This is a genomic window from Bacteroides caccae (assembly GCF_002222615.2).
In the GTDB taxonomy this organism is placed as follows: domain Bacteria; phylum Bacteroidota; class Bacteroidia; order Bacteroidales; family Bacteroidaceae; genus Bacteroides; species Bacteroides caccae.
This window is the reverse complement of record NZ_CP022412.2, coordinates 2,042,853-2,063,812: the sequence shown is the minus strand read 5'-3', so window position 1 is coordinate 2,063,812 and position 20,960 is coordinate 2,042,853. Positions and strand designations below refer to the sequence as shown.

Genomic DNA, 20,960 nt, shown 5'->3' with positions numbered 1-20,960 from the left:
TAGAAATATTTTCTTGATTGCCAAAAGAATGCCAAAAGAAAAGATGCTTATATCCTTATTTTTTGTAATATTGCAAGTCTTAATTTATATAGCTCTAGCCATGGACGAGAGATTGGACAAAGTCAAGGTGCAATGCGACTATTTGCCGCTTATTAATTTCGCGATGCAGCAGAACGGCGCATCTATTATTCATCAGATTTCAATTGAGAACACGACACATGCTCCACTGAAAGATGTACAAGTGCAAATCACCACCGAACCGACCTTTGGTAATTCTGTTCCAACAGTTATAGAAGCAATTCCGGCTAACGACCGGGTCTGTCTGCAAACTTTCAATCTCACCTTGTCCACCAATTATTTCACCCAACTGACCGAAAGATTATCAGGCAGCCTGAAAGTAGAAATCACGTCAGAAACGAAAGCTATATTCTCGCAAACGTATCCGATTGATATTCTCGCTTATGACCAATGGGGCGGACTCAATGTCCTGCCCGAAATGCTGGCTGCGTTCATCACTCCCAATCATGCTGTTATTTCGCCCGTCATCAAACGAGCCGCTACCATTTTGGAGCAGTGGACAGGAAATCCGTCACTGGACGAATACCAGAGCCGTAACCCGGACAGGGTAAGAAAGCAAATGGCCGCCGTCTATACTGCTATCACCGAGCAGCAGATTATTTACAGCACTATCCCGGCTAGCTTTGAGGAGTACGGGCAACGCATCCGGCTCACCGATTCCGTCCTGGCTCAGAAGCTGGGGACTTGCCTGGATATGGCGTTGCTTTACGCCTCCTGCCTGGAAGCTATCGGACTGAATGCTCTCCTCATCATCGCCCGGGGACACGCCTTTGCAGGTGCTTGGCTGGTGCCCGAAACTTTTCCGGACGCTACAATTGATGATGTTTCGCTATTAACCAAAAGGACTGCCGAGGGGATTTATGACATCACGCTGGTTGAAACGACCTGCATGAACATGGGACAGCATTCCGATTTCGATGATGCAGTGAAAAGCGCAAACGGTAAACTGACCGATTCAAGCAAGTTCATCCTTGCGATAGATGTCAAGCGGGCAAGGCATTCGGGAATCCGTCCCGTACCGCAACGGGTACTGAACGGACAGATCTGGGAAATAGAAGAAGATACCGCTTTATATAATAAAGATACGGCTTATGCCACCCCGCAAAGTATCAATCCATACGATTTATCCGGCAACGAAACGCAGACGGTCATAACCAAACAACTATTGTGGGAACGACGGCTATTAGACCTAAGCCTGCGCAACAACCTGCTGAATATCCGGATTACCAAAAACACGCTTCAACTTATTCCCGCCAATCTCTCCTGCCTGGAAGACGCTTTAGCAGACGGGGAAGAGTTCCGCATCCTGCACCGTCCTTCCGACTGGGAGAATCCGGGCATGGAGTTCGGAATCTATTCTTCAATACCGGCTTCCGACCCGATTACTGATTTTGTAAATTCGGAGCTTTCCCAGAAAAGATTACGTTTTTATCTGCCGGAAAATGATTTGAGCAAAGCGCTTACCCACTTGTACCGTTCTTCCCGTACTTCTATTGAAGAAAACGGGGCGAATACGCTTTATCTCGCTCTCGGACTGCTAAAATGGTACGAGTCACCTTCCAGCGAACGTCCCCGCTATGCTCCTATCCTGCTATTACCGGTAGAAATCATCCGTAAGTCAGCGGCCAAAGGATACGTCATCCGTTCACGTGAGGAGGAAACGATGATGAATATCACCTTGTTGGAAATGCTCCGCCAAAACTTCGGGATCTCCGTCCCCGGACTGGACCCGTTGCCGACTGATGAAAGCGGTGTAAACGTCAAGCTTATCTACTCCATTATCCGAAACAGCATTAAGAACCAGCGCAAATGGGACGTGGAAGAACAGGCTATCCTGGGAATATTCTCCTTTAACAAGTTTATCATGTGGAATGATATCCACAACAATGCCAATAAACTGACTCAGAATAAAATTGTTTCGAGCCTCATCAACGGAAAGATAGAATGGGATGCCACAACTGAAGAAATAGATGCCACCTACATGGATAAGGAACTGTCTCCGGCAGATATCGTATTGCCTATTATTGCCGATTCGTCCCAACTGGAGGCTATCTATGAAGCGGTACACGACAAGACTTTCATCTTGCACGGCCCTCCGGGCACGGGAAAGTCGCAAACCATTACCAACATTATCGCCAATGCTTTATACAACGGCAAACGTGTATTATTTGTAGCAGAAAAAATGGCTGCCCTCTCTGTTGTTCAAAACAGGTTGGCAGCGATCGGACTTGCTCCCTTCTGCCTGGAAATTCACTCCAACAAGACTAAGAAATCCGCCGTTATCTCACAACTTAGAGAAACGACTGAAATCATCAAACAGACTTCTCCCGAAGAATTTAAAAAGGAAGCGGAACGCTTGTTGCAACTGCGGGCGGAATTAAACGGATACACAGAAGCCTTACATAAGGAATATCCTTTCGGCATTTCTTTATACGATGCCATTATCCACTATCAATCAACAGACGGAGAGCCTTGTTTTGATATTCCGCAAAGCTATCTGGATACATTGAACAAAGAAACATTCTCCGAATGGAAAGAAGCTGTCGAAACTCTGGTAAGAACTGCCAATGCTTGCGGACATCCTTATCAACATCCGCTATCGGGAATCTCTATTGCGGAATATTCGTCTGCCATAAAGGAAGAAGCTGCCCAATTACTGAGCACTTTCATCGACTTGCTGAGCACAATTCAGCCGAAGTTATCCGTATTTCCCACACTACTGAGAGATACGGATATGCACCCCACACGCATGGATTTCCAAACGACAGCGGACATTGTCCGAAAAGTACTCGACATTCCCGAACTCACTCCCGGATTGCTGACAGCATCTTCATTGAGCGAGACTCTCGACGAATATCGCGAAGTGTCCGCTCGTGGCAGGAAACGTGATGAGATAAAAGCAACCGTAGAAACCGGATTCACCAAAGAGATTCTCGAAATAAATGCAACACAAATGCTCGCAGAATGGAACAGGGTGAGCGCCCAATGGTTTCTTCCCAGATATTTCGGACAGAAAAAAATCAAAAAGGCAATCAATCTATATGCTTTGAAGCCTGTCAAACCGGAAGCCGTCAAGCCCCTGCTCCACCAAATCATCCATTATCAGGAAGAAGCGGAGTTCGTCCGGAAACACGCTGACAGGCTGCCTTCCCTGTTCGGAGGCTTCGGAAGAAGTGAAGACTGGAGCACAATTGAACAGATCATTAATGATATGGGAGTCCTCCATTCCCTTCTACTGAATTATTCGAAGAATATTGCCAAGGCAACGCAAATCAAGCAAAACCTGTCCGTGCAGCTAACGGAAGGGCTCCGGTCATTCAGAGATATGCACGCCCATTCCCTAAATGAATTATACCAACTTGCCGAAAGATTGGTAAACATTGAGAACCGGCTTTCTTCCACGCTGGGCATATCTGCCGAAACGCTTTACATGAACTCTGCCGACTGGATAAACACCGCTCTGGCAAAAGCCCGCCTCCACAAAGAAAATCTGGACAAGCTCAAAGACTGGTACCAGTGGCTCCAGGCATACCGCCAACTGGATAAACTGGGTATAGGATTCATTGCCCTGGAATATAAAGAGAAGAATATCCCGACCGACCGGCTTATCGACAGCTTCCACAAGAGTTTTTATCAGGCAGCTATCCGCTATATTATCTCAAAAGAGCCGACACTGGAATTATTCAACGGCAAGATATTCAACGATATCATAGCGAAATACAAACAAATATCGACGAATTTTGAGACAATCACCCAAAGAGAGTTGTTCGCCAGATTAGCTTCAAACATTCCGTCTTTTACTCATGCAGCAATCCAGAGTTCCGAAGTTGGCATACTCCAGAAGAATATCCGCAACAATGCACGTGGCATATCTATCCGCAAGTTGTTCGACCAGATCCCCACTCTACTGTCGCGTATGTGCCCGTGTATGTTGATGAGTCCGCTTTCCGTAGCCCAATACATTGACGCAGATGCGGATAAATTCGATCTGATCGTTTTTGACGAAGCCTCACAAATGCCGACTTATGAAGCCGTAGGTGCTATTGCACGCGGCAAGAACGTAGTGATCGTAGGTGACCCGAAACAAATGCCTCCCACCAGCTTCTTCTCCGTCAACACCGTTGACGAGGATAATATAGAACTGGAAGACCTCGAAAGCATTCTCGATGATTGCCTGGCACTGTCTATTCCTTCTAAATATCTGTTATGGCACTACCGAAGCAAACATGAGAGCCTTATCGCCTTCAGCAATTCGGAATATTACGACAATAAACTAATGACCTTCCCGTCTCCGGACAACATTGAATCCAAAGTGAGAATGGTAGCAATCGACGGTTACTATGACAAAGGAAAGTCCCGCCAAAACCGGGCGGAAGCACAAGCCGTAGTAGACGAAATAGCAAGAAGATTAAGAAGTGAAGAATTAAGGCGGAAGAGTATCGGTGTTGTTACTTTCAGCGTCGTCCAACAAGCATTGATAGAAGATTTGCTATCCGACCTCTTCATCTTTCACCCCGAACTGGAAACACTTGCACTGGAAAGTGAAGAACCTTTGTTCATCAAGAACCTGGAGAATGTGCAGGGAGACGAGCGGGATGTCATTCTTTTCTCTGTCGGCTATGGTCCCGATTCCGAAGGGCGCGTCAGCATGAATTTCGGTCCGTTAAACCGGATCGGCGGAGAAAGGCGACTGAATGTAGCCGTATCCCGTGCCCGGTATGAGATGATAATCTTCTCTACTTTAAGATCGGATATGATAGACCTCAACCGGACTTCGTCTATCGGAGTGGCTGGACTGAAACGGTTTCTCGAATATGCGGAAAAAGGTACAAGGAACACACCCGGCAGCTCCCTTCCCTCTTTATCGGAAGAAACGGTATCTATCGAAAATATCATAGCGGACAAACTACGCTCTTTAGGATATACCGTACATACGGACATCGGATGTTCTGGCTATAAAATTGATATTGGAATTGTGGATCCTCAAAACACATCCAATTATCAACTAGGTATCATCTGTGACGGAAAGAACTACAAACGTACGAAAACCGCACGCGACCGTGAGATTGTCCAAAACAATGTATTGAAAGCACTCGGCTGGAACATCTGCCGCATTTGGACAATGGACTGGTGGGAGAAGCCGGATGAAGTCATTGCATCCATACAGGAAGCAATCAGCAAAGGAACCTCCGTTTCCAAACAAAAAGAACCTCGGCAGGAAGAACCAACCCGGAAAGAAACACGCAGCGAAGAACCCATAAAAGGTGGGCAAATAAAAGAAGTAACACTAAACGAGGCACCGATAAAGGAAGTATCGCTAAAGACAACACCGGTTTTCGCAAAACCGGAAATAATCTCCGCCGATATTCCCCAACGAAAGTATAACAGCACGAAAGTGAACCCGAACAAATATTCTTCGAAAGATTTCTTCGCTACGGAGAACATCCCTATTCTTATCTTTCAAATCCGGAAACTCATAGAAAACGAAGCACCCATCAGCAAATCATTACTCTGCAAAAAGGTTCTGGTCGAATGGGGAATCAGCCGGTTGGGACAACGGATAGAAGCGCATCTGGAAAAGATCTTCGACAGCCTTCACCTCTACCGTACCACATACGATGGTCTCGTCTTCTTCTGGAAAGATGAAGTACAATGCTGTCTCTATTCCGGTTACCGCCCCGAGTCCGATCGGGATGCAACAGATTTGCCACCCGAAGAGATAGCCAACGCAGTACGGCAACTATTGGCTGATTCTATCAGTCTTCCTTTGGCGGATTTGGTGAAAGCGTGCGCACAAGAATTCGGTTTCACACGTATGGGATCAAACATAGACACTGTCATGCAGAGAGGAATCAATAAAGCCATAAAAAAAAATTATGCCAAAATAGACAATGAAAAAGTAACGATTGCAGACTAATACCCTTTCTCCAAACGTTTCAAAGCAGCAATGGAATCGGATGCATAGGTATTGTCCGGTTCTATCGCCCGCCAATAGCAAAGCATTCCGATAAGCCGTTTCAGATAAGCTGGATCATGAGAGCCGATCCTGCGCTGGTGTTCTGCCAGACCTTTCGTCAGGATGAAATAAACATTCTTGCGAATCTCCCTCTTTTTGCTTTTAGGAATAGTCAGCTTCACACCGGAAGCGACAGACACCCCCGTAATAATCTTCCTACTACTCTGATTCATAAAATGAGTCTTTTTATGGTTCGGCTCGAACTTCTCATCACGGATAATCCGTTTGACTTGAGGGATGATCTGCTCTTTCGGAAACACATCTCCCGAAAAGGTTAGGTCGTCGGCATAACGGGTATAAGTCAACCCGTATTCCGCAGCCAACGCTGAGAGTTTCCTGTCCATTTCGTATCCCACAATATTACTTAAAGCCGGACTTGTAGGCGCTCCTTGCGGCAAATGCCTGTGCAGGCAACACAAAGCCCCCAGTACTTTCGACACATTCTCCGGATAACCTATTTTCTTAAATGTCTGCCTCACTCTCGGGCTTCGTATAGAGCCGAAGAAATCATGAATATCCATTTTCAACACATACCGCTTACCCAAATGAGGAGCAGCATTGTCCACCACAGACCGACCGCAGCGAAAACCGACGGCTGCCGGATGAACTATCGTCACCGATGATAAAATACGCGAATAAATAGTAGATTGGATAGCCTGCAAATCCTTGTCCGGAGCAGAAATCATACGATACCCTCCGCTTCTTTTTCTCATCCAAAACTCCTGATAATGCCCGGAAACATTGTTCAATATTTCTTCCAGGCGGTTCACTTCCACTCCTAACAGAGCAGCACACCAGATTACAGCCTCTTTTTCAAATCTCGGAGTATAGGGGGCCACCGGAGTAGTAACACCCATTGCATGACGAAGCCAGGATCCTCGCTCCCATTTTGTTTTATCAACCTTTTCTTCTTTACCACCGCCTGTTGCTTTCCACCTTTTATACCCTTCTTGTCTCCTGCTCGAGGAAATCATTTTATAAATCAAAAAGCCGGTGATAATAAGTATCGTTATTAGAATTTTGTTCATTGTGCATCTGTATAAAACTAAGGAGAAGAGGATGAGTTATTTACTAAAATAAATTTAGGTATGTATACCTAGTAATTTATTTTCTAGGAAAATACCTGTGCTTATGAGGCGACTACACCTCTCTTGTGCTAAATTCTGCCCTCATCCTCTTCTACACAAAGGTAGAAAATAATTCCCGGATATCCAACCGGAACGCAGAAAACTATCGGTTAAACAACTCGAATGTAAACTTACAGCCTATCCCGCCAAACTTCCAGTTCTCGCTGCTCACAAAAACTCCGAGATCAAAGATATGCGTGCCAATGCCGTATCCCACTTCCAAATAAGGTTGAAGATGTGGCATGGAAAGGGCGCTGACATAGATCCGTTCATTTTGTACATAACGAGTATACTTCATCAAATGCCGCAGGACAAGGAACGGAGCCTCATACGTGAAATGTCCGCGTACATAACGGCGGGAGGAGTTGTACCAACGTCCGTCAAGCACCTGAAACACACCACCGATTTCATCATTCCACCCTACGGGAAGATTGTGACGTGAAAAGTTGACAAAGTCCACAAAATACAGTTCGTCCTGATTGGTGAATGCGCCGAATCCGAAGCGGTAATAGATATTACGCATCAGTCCCAAACGGATTTGATGTTGAAGGTCGAACTCTATCCTTTCATATTCCCCCGTACTTTTGAACACATCCTTTATACCCCGTTCGTAATCGACCGAGAAAGTCGGGTAGAAAGAACGGAGGTTTATCTTACGCTTTCCGTTCATGTAGTAATAAAGTCCTGGCGTCCATTCCACACGAATACGAGGGGCAAAACTGATATAGGTATTCTTGAACTTATCCATAAACTCGGGAGGCGGCATCGGATAGTCACCGGTAATAACAAAGCGGGAACGCTCCACTGCAGTTCTCTTGTGCGCCGAGAAACCGACACTTATATCCAGCCCGTTAGTAACTTCAACGCTATGGAAAAAATTGAAATATAAATCCTTAAAATAATCCAGGTGAATCAGGTCGAAATTAAAGATACTGTCCGGCATGGCTTTCAGTTCATCCAACACTTTACTGCTATAAATACGGTTACCGTTACCCACATTCAGCCGGAAGAATCCCCGCTTTTGAGGCCAATACTCAAAGTCGGCATTCAGTCCCCAATAGAACTCTTTCCGGGTGAAGTTATACCCCAGTCGAGGGACAATGCGGAGCAACTTATCGCCCCTGAAAAGGCGGTTATACCGGAAGTCCTGCCGATAGGACAACCCATTGCTACCGCTATAACTGAACAAAAGCGGATTGATAAACGGAGAGAAACGGACACTTCCGATATTGGATAAATTGAATTTATAATCTTCCAACATCAAGTCACCCATTGTTCCCCAAAAAGCCTGGCTTTTCGTTTTTTTCTGACTGACCACGGTATCGCGTCTTAACTGGTAGTCCTGATACAGTTTCTTCTCATCGTCCGCCAACGGAATAGGACGAAGTATGGCAAAAGTCGAAGCGTCTGTTTTGTAGGCATTCGTATCGCACTGCAACGAGAAAGATTCTGACAGGTTATACTTCTTCTTTTCTTTCTTACGTGTTTTCTTCTCTTTCAGTTCGATCGACTTATAATCCAAAGAAGCCGTATAGGAGCCGTCAACCTTGTTTCCCAAAAACTTAAAGAGGGCCTCCACGTCATATCGAACCGGCAGAAACTCGTCTTTCTTGCCCACTTCTCCCATTTTAATCCAGCAAGTAAAGGTAATCAGTTCCGACCGTCCCGAGAAACGTATCTCCCGTACGCTCCACACATTACTGCTGACAATCATATAACCTCCTACCAACTGATCGCTTTTCGTTTTGGGGATAAAGCGTATCCGGTAGTCAAGGTTATTGGGGTCGCCCATTACACTATCTATCCGGTATTTATAAAATTTCTGTCCGTTCTTGGCAAGAGGTGACATCAGGCGTTCATCGTTTAAAAGCGAAGCCGAGTAGATATTTACACTAAAATATTCGAGCAACCCCGGCAATCCCCTGTTTCCTCTCACTGTACCTTGCGAGGCTTTTACTTTCTGGTCGTAGATATTGGGAGCCGTATAATGAAGGTCACTGTATGTTTCGAGCATATATTCACGCACCCCTTTCTGCAAACGGAACATGGAAGGTACGTAGCGGAGAATAAAATTCTTCTTCTGGATATCCATTCTACCCTTTATATATAGGTTCGCGCGATAATCGCTTACTATTGTCTCATACAAAGGGGCAAAAGTCATGACACGTTCGATAATGGAGTCAGCCGAGATCTCCGTACTGGTATAGGGATTCATTATATAATTGTTGGCTGTTCCCTTTGATATAAAAGAAAACAGGCATACTATGCATCCTATCAATATTTTAACTCTCAATCGTCGTATCTCCTTCATTAACGTAGGCAAATATAGAAAAGAATATCGAAAAGCAAAGGCAATGTGTCACTAAAAAGAGTTATCAATTAATAGTTGTTATCAGCTTATCTACTAATAACAAACTTCCTGTTGCCCAATAATAAACTTGCTTTGAACCAACAGCAAACTTATAAAACTAAAGTTTCAATTAGTATCATCTCCTTCTATATTTTATAAAATACAAGAAAAAAGTCTACCTTCCCCACAAAAAAGTAGGGGTATTTCTCAAAAAACACACTTATTTTCAAAAATACCCCTACAAAAACAGGGGTACTTTCAGAAAAAACATATAATTTTGCGCCCAGCAACCAATAAAAGTAGACTATTTATGTCAAAAATGCGTTTTTTTGCTCTGCAAGAGCTTTCCAACCGGAAACCTTTGGAAGTGACCGCTCCTTCCAACAAACTCTCTGATTATTATGGCAGCCATGTGTTCGACCGCAAGAAGATGCAAGAGTATCTTCCCAAAGAAGCTTATAAAGCGGTAATCGACGCTATCGAAAAAGGTACACCTATCAACCGTGAAATAGCCGACCTGATTGCCAACGGCATGAAAAGCTGGGCGAAGTCGCTCAACGTTACTCACTACACCCATTGGTTCCAACCCCTGACGGACGGAACAGCCGAAAAGCATGACGGCTTTATCGAGTTCGGTGAAGACGGTGAAGTCATCGAACGCTTCTCCGGCAAACTGCTTATCCAGCAGGAACCGGATGCTTCTTCTTTTCCCAACGGTGGCATCCGCAATACTTTCGAAGCTCGCGGCTATACGGCATGGGATGTTTCTTCTCCGGCATTCGTTGTAGACACAACTCTCTGTATTCCCACGATTTTTATTTCTTACACAGGCGAAGCATTGGATTACAAAACTCCATTGCTGAAAGCACTCGCTGCCGTAGACAAAGCTGCTACGGAAGTTTGCCAGCTATTCGACAAAAACATCACTCGTGTATATACAAACCTGGGCTGGGAACAGGAATATTTCCTTGTTGACTCCTCCTTATATAATGCACGTCCCGACCTCTGCCTGACAGGACGGACACTTATGGGACATTCTTCCGCTAAAGATCAACAGTTGGAAGACCACTATTTCGGCTCTATCCCTCCACGCGTCACGGCATTTATGAAAGAACTCGAAATCGAATGCCACAAACTGGGTATTCCCGCCAAGACACGTCATAACGAGGTAGCACCCAACCAGTTCGAACTGGCTCCTATCTTCGAAAACTGTAATCTGGCAAACGACCACAACCAGCTTGTCATGGACTTGATGAAACGTATTGCTCGCAAGCATCACTTCAACGTGCTTCTGCACGAGAAACCTTATAGTGGCGTGAACGGTTCGGGCAAGCACAACAACTGGTCGCTTTGTACCGACACAGGCGTCAACCTGTTTGCACCAGGCAAGAATCCGAAAGGAAATATGCTATTCCTTACTTTCCTGGTGAATGTGCTGATGATGGTTTATAAGAACCAGAATCTATTGCGTGCTTCTATTATGAGTGCCAGCAACAGTCACCGCCTGGGAGCCAACGAAGCTCCTCCCGCTATTCTTTCCTGCTTTCTGGGTTCACAACTTTCGGCAACTCTTGACGAAATTGTACGCCAGGTGGGAAACGAGAAAATGACCCCGGAAGAAAAGACAACGCTGAAACTGGGTATCGGACGTATACCCGAAATTCTGCTCGACACAACCGACCGTAACCGTACCTCCCCTTTCGCCTTCACCGGAAACCGGTTTGAGTTCCGTGCCGCAGGTTCTTCTTCCAACTGTGCCGCCGCTATGATTGCTATCAACGCTGCCATGGCAAACCAGTTGAACGAATTCCGCGCATCGGTGGAAAAGCTTATGGAGGAAGGAGTAGGCAAAGACGAAGCTATCTTCCGTCTGCTGAAAGAGACAATCATCGCTTCCGAACCGATCCGTTTCGAAGGCGACGGCTATTCCGAAGAATGGAAACAGGAAGCTGCACGCCGCGGACTGACCAACATCTGCCACGTCCCGGAAGCTCTGATGCACTACGTTGACAATCAATCCAAATCCGTACTTATCGGCGAACGCATTTTCAACGAAACGGAGTTGAACAGCCGTTTGGAAGTGGAATTGGAGAAATACACCATGAAGGTTCAGATTGAAGGCCGTGTATTGGGCGACCTCGCTATCAACCACATCGTGCCGACTGCCGTGGCTTATCAGAATCGCCTGCTCGAAAATCTTCGCGGAATGAAGGAAATCTTCTCTGCCGAAGAATACGAAGTGTTGAGCGCCGACCGTAAAGAGTTGATTCGTGAGATCTCCCACCGGGTGACCTCCATTAAAATACTGGTCCGTGAAATGACCGAAGCGCGAAAAGTAGCCAACCACCTTGAAAACTACAAGGAAAGAGCATTTGCATACGAAGATAAAGTGCGTCCGTATCTCGACCAGATACGAGATCACATCGACCATTTAGAAATGGAAGTAGACGATGAAATATGGCCTCTACCGAAGTATAGGGAACTGTTATTTACTAAATAAAATGTTTTCAAGATTGCACGAAAGCTACCGCTTTTGTGCAATCTTTTTATAGATTCGTTCATTTTCTCATTTTTTATTTTTACTTTTGTGCTGTATAACACAGTTTTGTAGCACCCATGGTAAAAATGAATATGTCAGACATAGATATTTCGGAACCGTTATCCGACATGTTAGCTCCTTTAAACAATGAGCAAAAGGAGTTTCTGATGAATAATTATACGATACAGACCTACAAAAAGAATGAAACCATTTATTGTGAAGGAGAAACCCCCTCTCATTTGATGTGTCTCATCAGTGGCAAAGTAAAAATCTTCAAAGATGGTGTAGGAGGAAGAAGTCAGATTATTCGCATGATCAAACCGCGGGAATATTTTGCGTACCGCGCCTACTTTGCGAAACAGGACTTCGTTACCGCTGCAGCTGCTTTTGAACCTTCCGTTGTCTGTCTGATTCCTATGAGTGCTATCACCACCTTGGTTGCTCAGAATAACGATCTGGCCATGTTCTTTATCCGCCAACTTTCTATTGACCTCGGTATCTCCGACGAACGTACCGTCAACCTGACACAGAAACATATCCGCGGACGTCTGGCTGAATCGTTGATGTTCCTGAAAGAGAGCTACGGGCTGGAAGAAGACGGTTCTACCCTAAGCATTTATCTTTCACGCGAAGATTTGGCTAATTTATCGAATATGACGACTTCAAATGCCATTCGTACATTATCTCAATTCGCTGCAGAACGATTAATCACAATTGACGGAAGAAAGATAAAAATCATCGAAGAAGAAAAGCTGAAGAAAATAAGCAAAATTGGATAAAAAACTCTTTTATGCCAATTGCGCCGCTTTAAACAGTGAACACACATATAGAAAATATAATTGCAGACATCAAGCGTGGTAACAAACAAGCTTTCAAAAAGCTATTTGATGACTACTACCCTATTCTTTGCGTTTTCTCATTTCACTATGTTGAAGATAAAGAAGTCTGCAAAGATATTGTTCAAGACGCATTGTTGGCTTATTGGGAACGAAAAGAAGACTTCAACGATATCTTGAAAGTAAAAAGTTTCCTTTATACTGTCACTCGAAATAAATGTTTGAATTACCTCAAACACGCACAACTAGATATTCCTTTTTTTCACGGAAAAGAAGAATATGACAATGGATTTGAAGCTGAGATTATTGAGCAAGAAACATTTCGCATTGTTCGCAAAGCGGTAGAAGAATTACCTACTCAAATGCGGAATATCATCTTATATTCAATGAAAGGGTTAAAAAACAATGAAATTGCTGACAAATTGCAAATCTCAGAAGGAACTGTCCATAAGTTAAAAAAAATAGCTTATCGCAAACTCCGAGAAAGCCTAAAAGGAATTAATTACATCTTATGTCTTTTTCTATGCAAATAAAGTAACTTTTTGATTACCCCATTTTTTCATTTGGATTGTTTTATATACGAACCAATTGAAAAAATGATGGAATCATTTAAAGAAAAATTTAAGATTGCTAAAGTATTAGCCTCCATATTCACTCATTCGTCAACCTTGGAAGAGAATGAGAGTTACCATAAATGGATTAATGAGAATCCGGAACATCAAAAGATAGCCGACCGGATATTAAATCAGAGGACATATGAAGAACACTCACTGTTGATAAAGAGCTTTTCCTCACAAAAAGCATGGGAAAAGATTTATCCTCTGTTAAATGGAGAAAAGGCACCTAACCTTTTTCTGTGGAAAAGAAGTATGAGATATGCAGCCCTTATCTTACTACTCATGATACCGGTTTCCTATCCTATATATAAATGGATATCTGAAGAACCGATTAGCGAAATCAATCCCGGCACACATGGCGGAGAAGTTACATTAAGTAACGGCACTACATTCAAAATTCCGGAAGGAGCTTTACCAGAAGGGACAAGCAAGATGTTTATCATTGATTCCAAAGGTATCAATTATCAAATGCCTACCAATAAACCTCAAATAAAAGAAATCAAAAACACCCTGCAAACACTACATGGAATGGAATGTCACATAACCTTGTCAGATGGAACGAAAGTACATTTAAACGCAGAATCCCAATTGATATATCCTGTATGCTTCAGTAACGAACAACGTATTGTCCAAATCAAAGGAGAAGCATATTTCGATGTTGCTCCAGACAGTGAACATCCATTTATTGTCCAAACACCATATACCTCTATTCAAGTGACAGGAACAACTTTCAATGTCAGAGCCTATCCAGACGAGAATATTGAAAGCACTACACTTATTAATGGATCTATAAAAATTAAAAGTAAAAACGAAGATTTCGAATTAACTCCCAACCAACATTTCATTTTTGACAAGAATTCCAAAAGAAATACTGTAACCAATGTAAATACAGAATTATACACATCTTGGGAATCCGGTTCATTCATATTCAAAAATATCCCTCTTGAGAGTGTCATGTCATATCTTTCTAAATGGTATGGATTCAAATACACATTTGAAGATGATGCTGTCAAACAAGTAAAAATTGGAGCCTATCTTAATCGATATGCAAATATGAATCCGATTATTGACATGATAAAAGAACTGAACCTGGTAGATATAAAACAAAGAGAAGGCGTTCTGCATATCTCTTATAAATAATTACTAATACATTATAACTAACGCTTATGAAAAGACGAGCACATTCCTTATTCAGAGGGATATCGCGTACGAGCAGAAATATTATCAAGCTCTGCTTTTTATGCGTATTCTCTCTATCTTCACTTATGATTCAGGCACAAGACAACCAGAGAATATCGGTTGATCTTAGAGAAGAGACTTTAGAATCAGTACTCTGGTACCTGCAAAATCGAACAAAATTTATCTTTATGTATGCAACTGAAGATATCGCTAACATTACTGATATCAGTGTAAGAGCAAAAGACAAAACAATTACCGAAATTTTGGACGAATGCCTGGAAGGAACTAATCTCACTTACGAAATTTCAGGTAGTGCTATCGTTATCAAGAAAAGAAAAACTGACAAAATCACTATTAGCGGTTGGATACGTGACACAAGCGGTGAAGCACTTCCGGGAGCTACGGTCAGTGTTCGAGGATCAAAGCAAGGAGCTATTGCCGGATTGGACGGACACTACACCTTTAGCATTCCGGCACAGGAAGGACTAATATTGACCTATTCGTTCATCGGAATGGAAAAGAAAACAGTCAAATATACAGGAAAGAGAACCATCAACGTCACTCTAAACAATTCCTCAAATACAGAAATAGACGAAGTAGTGGTAACCGGTTATCAGAACATCCAGCGACGTGACCTGGTAGGTTCGATCACTACCGTCAAAGCCAAGGATATCATAATGCCTTCGTATACCACTATTGACCAAATGTTACAAGGACGTGTGGCAGGTATGGTAGTGACCAATACCAGTAGCCGCGTAGGTACTGCTCCCAAGATTCAGATTCGTGGTACAAGTACACTATTAGGTAATCAGGACCCGTTATGGGTAGTAGACGGAATTATTCAGGAGGACCCATTAGAATTGGATGCGACCTCTCTAATGACCAATGACTTAAAAAATATCATCGGTAACCAGATATCTTGGCTGAATCCGGCCGATATTGAAAGCATCAGTATTCTAAAAGATGCTTCTGCAACTGCTATTTACGGTTCAAAGGCATCTAATGGTGTCATTGAAATTACCACTAAAAAAAATACTACTGATCGTTTAAGCGTTAATTACACATCCAATTTTATAATAGGAACACGACCTAATTACGATCAGTTCAATTATATGAATTCAAAAGAAAGGGTACTGTTCTCACAAGAAGCTTTCAACTGGGGAACTCCTTACAGTGCTGAACCTATCAAACAAATGTACACGTACGAAGGATTATTGAATATGTATTTATCACATGATATATCCTCTGAAGAGTTCCTTGCCCAACGGAATGTTTTGGAAACACAAAACACAGATTGGTTCAAACTACTAACCCGCCGCGCTTTCAGCCATAATCACAATCTAAGTGTTTCCGGCGGAACAAACAAATACAGTTATTCGGCTTCTATGGGATATTCCAAAAGCGAAGGACAAGAAATTGGAAATGATAGTGAACGCATGACCGGCCGTCTTGCTATCACTATACGTCCGGTACAGAAACTAACCATAAATGCAGCTATCAATGGAAGTGTAAACACGAATAAAGGATTTGCGGGAGGAGTCAATCCTTTAGGATATGCCACTACCACTAACCGCTCAATAGACCCTGATGTCTATTATCAGATGAAAGCCTCCTATCCATATAATGAAGGAGTAAGATCGTTATCATACAATTTCATTAATGAACGGGAGAATAGCGGCTCAAAATCAGCATCCAGCTATCTGTCCGCCTCACTTGACTTAAAATGGAACATTCTAGACTGGCTGACTTATCAATTCACCGGAGGATATTCGGATAATAATAGTACAAACGAGGCATGGGAATCGGAACGGACATTTTACATTGCCGAGAATTATCGCGGATATGACTTTAACTCGGTTTCACCAGCCAGTAAAGAATTCAAAGCCGCCTTACTTCCTTTTGGTGGTGAATTGTTTACTAACAACACACATCAATACTCTTACAACATACAGAACAAGTTGCAATTCAGTAAGGCTTTTAATGATGAGAACCGATTGAATGCACTAATAGGTATGGAATTGCGTTCTACTACCAACAAAGGAATCAACAATACGGTATGGGGATATGTTCCCGATAGAGGAGAAGTCATCACAAGCCCGACCACCTTACAAGCTTTCGAACCGATTACCGGTTCTCAAAACAGCGGTTGGGGCATTCTACAAAGAATATATGACGGTGGTTGGAGAAAAGTTAATACTACAGATAATTTCTTCTCTGTATTTGCCACACTGGCCTATTCATTCAAAAATCGCTATGTAATAAATGCCAATGTACGTAATGACGCATCCAACCGCTTCGGACAAGATACCAATCATCGTATTGACCCAACCTACTCATTTGGTTTCTCATGGAGGGCTTCAGAAGAAAGGTTTATGAGAAAATATGTGGGCTGGATAACTAACTTAAACTTCCGCGGCACTTATGGTATTCAGGGAAATGCACTCACACGTCTTAGCCCGGATCTAATTCTGAATCAAGGAACAGTAGCTGATCTATACAATAGATATCAATCTACTATTTCCCAGATTCCGAACCCGACTCTGTCTTGGGAACGTACCAAATCATGGAATTTCGGAATCGATCTGGAATTATTTAATCTGTTCAACATGAATCTGGAATATTACACAAGACGCTCTAATGCGATTGTCGAATTAGACCTGCCTTATGAATATGGAATTTCTTCTATGAAACGTAACGGAGGTATTATCCACAACAGAGGTATCGAATATACATTGACTTTTACTCCGATACAAAAACGTGACTATGCATTAAGTGTCAGCCTGAATGCATCTAAAAACTGGAACGAGGGCGGGCATACGGATATCGAAGTCAAGGCTAGTGATTTTCTGAACGGACGCTCGGATATCATACTCAAACAAGGTTATCCCCTTAGTAGTTTCTGGTCATACTCATTTGCCGGTCTGAATGGACAAACCGGAGAACCTCAATTCAACCTTCTGGATATTCCGGATGACCAACGAAGCCGATTGATAGACCCGACCACCTACCTGGTTTATTCAGGGCAAAGAGATCCCTATTTTACAGGTGGATTAAGTTTAAGTTTCCGGTATAAATCACTGACTCTGAACAGCAGTTTCTCACTCTTGCTTGGCAACAAAAAACGTCTGCCCTCGCCCTACTCGCAGTTTAGCAGTTCCTACTATATGCCAGACCCATATACGAATATAAACCGTGATTTGTTAAACCGTTGGAAAGAGCCGGGAGACGAAGCACATACTATCATACCTTCACTGCCTAAGGGCAATATGTCTCTCATACAATTACCTAATGGAGAGAGTACTTTCAAAATCCCGGTATGGGAGCAGTCTGATGCTATGGTTGTAAGTGGTTCATTCCTACGCTGCCGTAATATCGGTTTATCTTGGCAAATGAAACGCGAATGGTGCGAAAAGATATACATGAAGAACTTGTCACTCAACTTCAACATGGATAATATCTTCGTTATCGCCAGCAAACGTTTCAACGGGTTCGACCCGGAAATCAGCAATAGTGTACTTCCGCGCAATTACTCACTAGGTATTAACATTGGTTTCTAAAAAAAATAAAAGATGAAAAAATTTATATATACAATTATAGGAATCGTTTTATTATCACTGTCCTCCTGCTCCGACTTTCTGGAACCGAAATCCCAAAGCGAATATGTTCCTAAAGACGCTAACGCCCTCCAAGAGATGCTAATCGGCAGTGCTTACCCCCAACATAAGTCAGGCAACAATTTACTAGGTTTTTTAAGTTTCCTCGATGATGATGTCCAGTTCCACAAAACCGGGTATGAGTTCGATTCCAACTCATCAGGATATGTAGAATCCAAGAAAGCAGTTTTCACATGGCAACCGGATATGTTCTTCATAATGGAAAAGAACAGTCCCGTTGTTTACAATATCTGGGAAGGTTACTATAAATTTATTTTAGGGGCAAATGCCGCACTTGATTATATTGGTGATGTAAACGGAACAGAAGCTGAAAAGAACTATGTGATTGCCCAAGCTTTAGGTCTAAGAGCATTCTACTACTTCATGTTAGTCAATCACTTCGGTGCACCTTATAATTATGACAAGCAAGCAGCGGGAGTACCTCTTAAATTGACAAGTAACCTACTGCCCGAAGAAGATTTATTAATGACACGTAATAGTGTAGAAGAAGTTTATAACCAGATTATAGAAGATTTGAGCGAAGCGGAACGGTTGTTTCTCACTTTATCGAAAGATAAGCAATACGAACCGAACTATTTAATCAGCCTTCCTATGATACAATTATTGAAATCCCGTGTTTTCCTTTACATGGAAAATTGGAAGGATGCAGCGATATATGCCGACAAGGTAATCAATGAGTGGTCTTTCTCTTTAATCAATTTGAATAATCTGCCTTCTACGTCAACAGTAGAACCTTATTACAATTTCACGTCTTTGAAATCATCAGAAGTAATCTGGCTATATGGAAATGTATCTGATCTCACAGAATTTAATAACGAAACAGTATCTCGTGAAGAGGAAGACCCCGATTATCCCGGTTGGGGAATAAATATTACCTACTATCGGAAAGCCTTCACAGCTTCCGATGATCTGTTGGAAAGTTTTAAAGTTGGAGACTTAAGAAAAGAAAAATACATAGCTAAAGAATATAACAGAATAAATAACAGTTTTTATCCGGACTATTACAGTTCTTTCGGGAAATACCAACTATCTGCAATGGGCGAGCCTAATGGTTCAGAGAATTTTGCACTCTCTTTTAGACTGAGTGAAGCATATCTGAATCTTGCAGAAGCTGCTGCCTACAATAACGAAGAAAGTAAGGCGCTTTCAGCTATGAGAACTTTATTGGAGAATCGTTACGAACCAGAAAAGTTAGTTGTCCCTGCCGGATTGACCGGTGAGACGTTGAAAAACTTTATCAAGGCAGAAAGAAGAAAAGAACTCTGTTTTGAGGGACAACGCTGGTTCGACCTGAGACGCTACGGAATGCCTCAAATCACACACGAATGGGAAGGTAAAACATATACGCTAAAATCTAACGACCCTTCTTATACCATGCCGATTCCGGATGAAGTATTGATTAAAAATAAAAGACTGGAACAAAATCCTTTGGCTCCTAAACGAGAAAACTAATGCTAATAATTTCAGTAACTTAAAAAAGAAACAAATATGAGAAATATATATTTATTATGGGGACTCCTCACTTGCATAGCATTCACCTCATGCTATGAAGAAGATGCACTTACCCCCACAGAAGGAGGCATTGAATTACGTTTCAAAGTTCCCCAAGGAACGAATAGCTGGGATGATGACATCTCACAAATACAAAAAGATTTCGGCGTCTATCTGATTTATAAAGATTTGCAAGATGAAGATTTCAATCGTAGCTGGACAGGAGGTGCATCCACAAATTATAAAGGGGAAGGGTGTATCAACGATGAAATGGCGAAGTTCTATACGGAATTTATGAAGAAACATGTATTCTCCTACCTCAATAACGAAAAGTGTAAAAAGGTTACAAGCAAATTATTACCGTTATATTGGTATATGGCTTATAATGTGCATATAGCAACGGAAATAGATTTGGGAGCAGTCGTTATCAAACAAAATAATGCCATGCACGAAATCATTAATGGTCTGGATTACTGGAGTACCTGTTTATTCGGACCTCAGGCAGAAATGACCGACAAATATATTATGCCGGACGACCAAGTAACGTTCAGCCAACGTCGGAAAATGATTCTCGGTAATATCATAAAGGCTGCTGTAGAAAAAAGGCTAATTACCATTCCCGAAGAATTCAACCGTGGTTTGGATTACGTGACTCCTATATCATTCTATTTTTGGGAAACAGACAGTCCTGATTTTCACTTGAACAGGGGATTTCCAGGTACTGTAAATACAAATAAATTCACACTGAATGAAGAATATGACGGCAGCAACCCGACCCGGGAAGCAACATTTGCCGGATATGCCTTACTATCATTATATTATACGGAAGCCGAAAGTACCGAAAGATACAGTCAATTCCCGCTTATTATTGAGAAATTCGCTTTCGTACGCAAATACATGAAGGAGAATTATGGAATTGATTTGGAAGCCATAGCTAAAGGTCCGAATGACTGGGATATTCAGCCTCATCCAGAAATACCGGGTAACAACGATGAAGACGGTGGAGACGATGACGATCCCTGGCCAGGATTTGACTGGTAACTATTCTCCTGT

10 protein-coding genes are annotated in these 20,960 nt (G+C 42.6%); 8 read left to right on the top strand and 2 right to left on the bottom strand.

The window, feature by feature from the left end:
- The first annotated feature begins 28 nt into the window (after nucleotides 1-28).
- The gene (locus tag CGC64_RS08005; RefSeq protein WP_005677474.1) at nucleotides 29-5,995 is read left to right on the top strand and encodes a DUF3320 domain-containing protein; all 5,967 of its coding nucleotides are present in this window, start codon (nucleotides 29-31) and stop codon (nucleotides 5,993-5,995) included.
- On the opposite strand, the gene CGC64_RS08000 is transcribed toward CGC64_RS08005, so the two are convergent.
- Nucleotides 5,992-7,122: a retron St85 family RNA-directed DNA polymerase gene (locus CGC64_RS08000; RefSeq protein WP_005677473.1), complete on the bottom strand. Its 1,131-nt coding sequence runs from the start codon at nucleotides 7,120-7,122 to the stop codon at nucleotides 5,992-5,994. The two genes, CGC64_RS08005 and CGC64_RS08000, sit on opposite strands and share 4 nt — an antisense overlap.
- Nucleotides 7,123-7,324: 202 nt before the next feature.
- Entirely contained in the window at nucleotides 7,325-9,532 is a 2,208-nt protein-coding gene (locus CGC64_RS07995) for a DUF5686 family protein (RefSeq protein ID WP_005677472.1), read from the bottom strand.
- Nucleotides 9,533-9,881: 349 nt separating this feature from the next.
- Here CGC64_RS07995 and CGC64_RS07990 point away from each other — a divergent pair, with 349 nt between their 5' ends.
- The 7 genes from CGC64_RS07990 to CGC64_RS07960 all read left to right on the top strand — a co-directional run bounded on the left by CGC64_RS07990 (nucleotide 9,882) and on the right by CGC64_RS07960 (nucleotide 20,948).
- A complete protein-coding gene (locus CGC64_RS07990; protein WP_005677470.1) occupies nucleotides 9,882-12,071 on the top strand; it encodes a glutamine synthetase III family protein in 2,190 nt (729 codons plus the stop codon).
- 116 nt (nucleotides 12,072-12,187) lie between these two features.
- Complete coding sequence (locus tag CGC64_RS07985; protein WP_005677469.1) at nucleotides 12,188-12,889, top strand: Crp/Fnr family transcriptional regulator; 702 nt, start codon at nucleotides 12,188-12,190, stop codon at nucleotides 12,887-12,889.
- 35 nt (nucleotides 12,890-12,924) lie between these two features.
- Nucleotides 12,925-13,479 (top strand): RNA polymerase sigma factor, encoded by a 555-nt coding sequence (locus CGC64_RS07980; protein ID WP_005680171.1) that lies wholly within the window; start codon nucleotides 12,925-12,927, stop codon nucleotides 13,477-13,479.
- Nucleotides 13,480-13,545: 66 nt separating this feature from the next.
- Nucleotides 13,546-14,703 (top strand): FecR family protein, encoded by a 1,158-nt coding sequence (locus CGC64_RS07975; protein ID WP_032837994.1) that lies wholly within the window; start codon nucleotides 13,546-13,548, stop codon nucleotides 14,701-14,703.
- A gap of 125 nt (nucleotides 14,704-14,828) precedes the next feature.
- Nucleotides 14,829-18,299, top strand: coding sequence for a SusC/RagA family TonB-linked outer membrane protein (locus tag CGC64_RS07970; RefSeq protein WP_005677466.1), 3,471 nt, complete (start codon nucleotides 14,829-14,831; stop codon nucleotides 18,297-18,299).
- A gap of 12 nt (nucleotides 18,300-18,311) precedes the next feature.
- The gene (locus CGC64_RS07965; protein WP_005677464.1) at nucleotides 18,312-19,868 is read left to right on the top strand and encodes a RagB/SusD family nutrient uptake outer membrane protein; all 1,557 of its coding nucleotides are present in this window, start codon (nucleotides 18,312-18,314) and stop codon (nucleotides 19,866-19,868) included.
- A gap of 36 nt (nucleotides 19,869-19,904) precedes the next feature.
- On the top strand, nucleotides 19,905-20,948 hold the full coding sequence (locus CGC64_RS07960; RefSeq protein ID WP_005677463.1) for a hypothetical protein: 1,044 nt from the start codon (nucleotides 19,905-19,907) through the stop codon (nucleotides 20,946-20,948).
- Nucleotides 20,949-20,960: the final 12 nt, after the last annotated feature.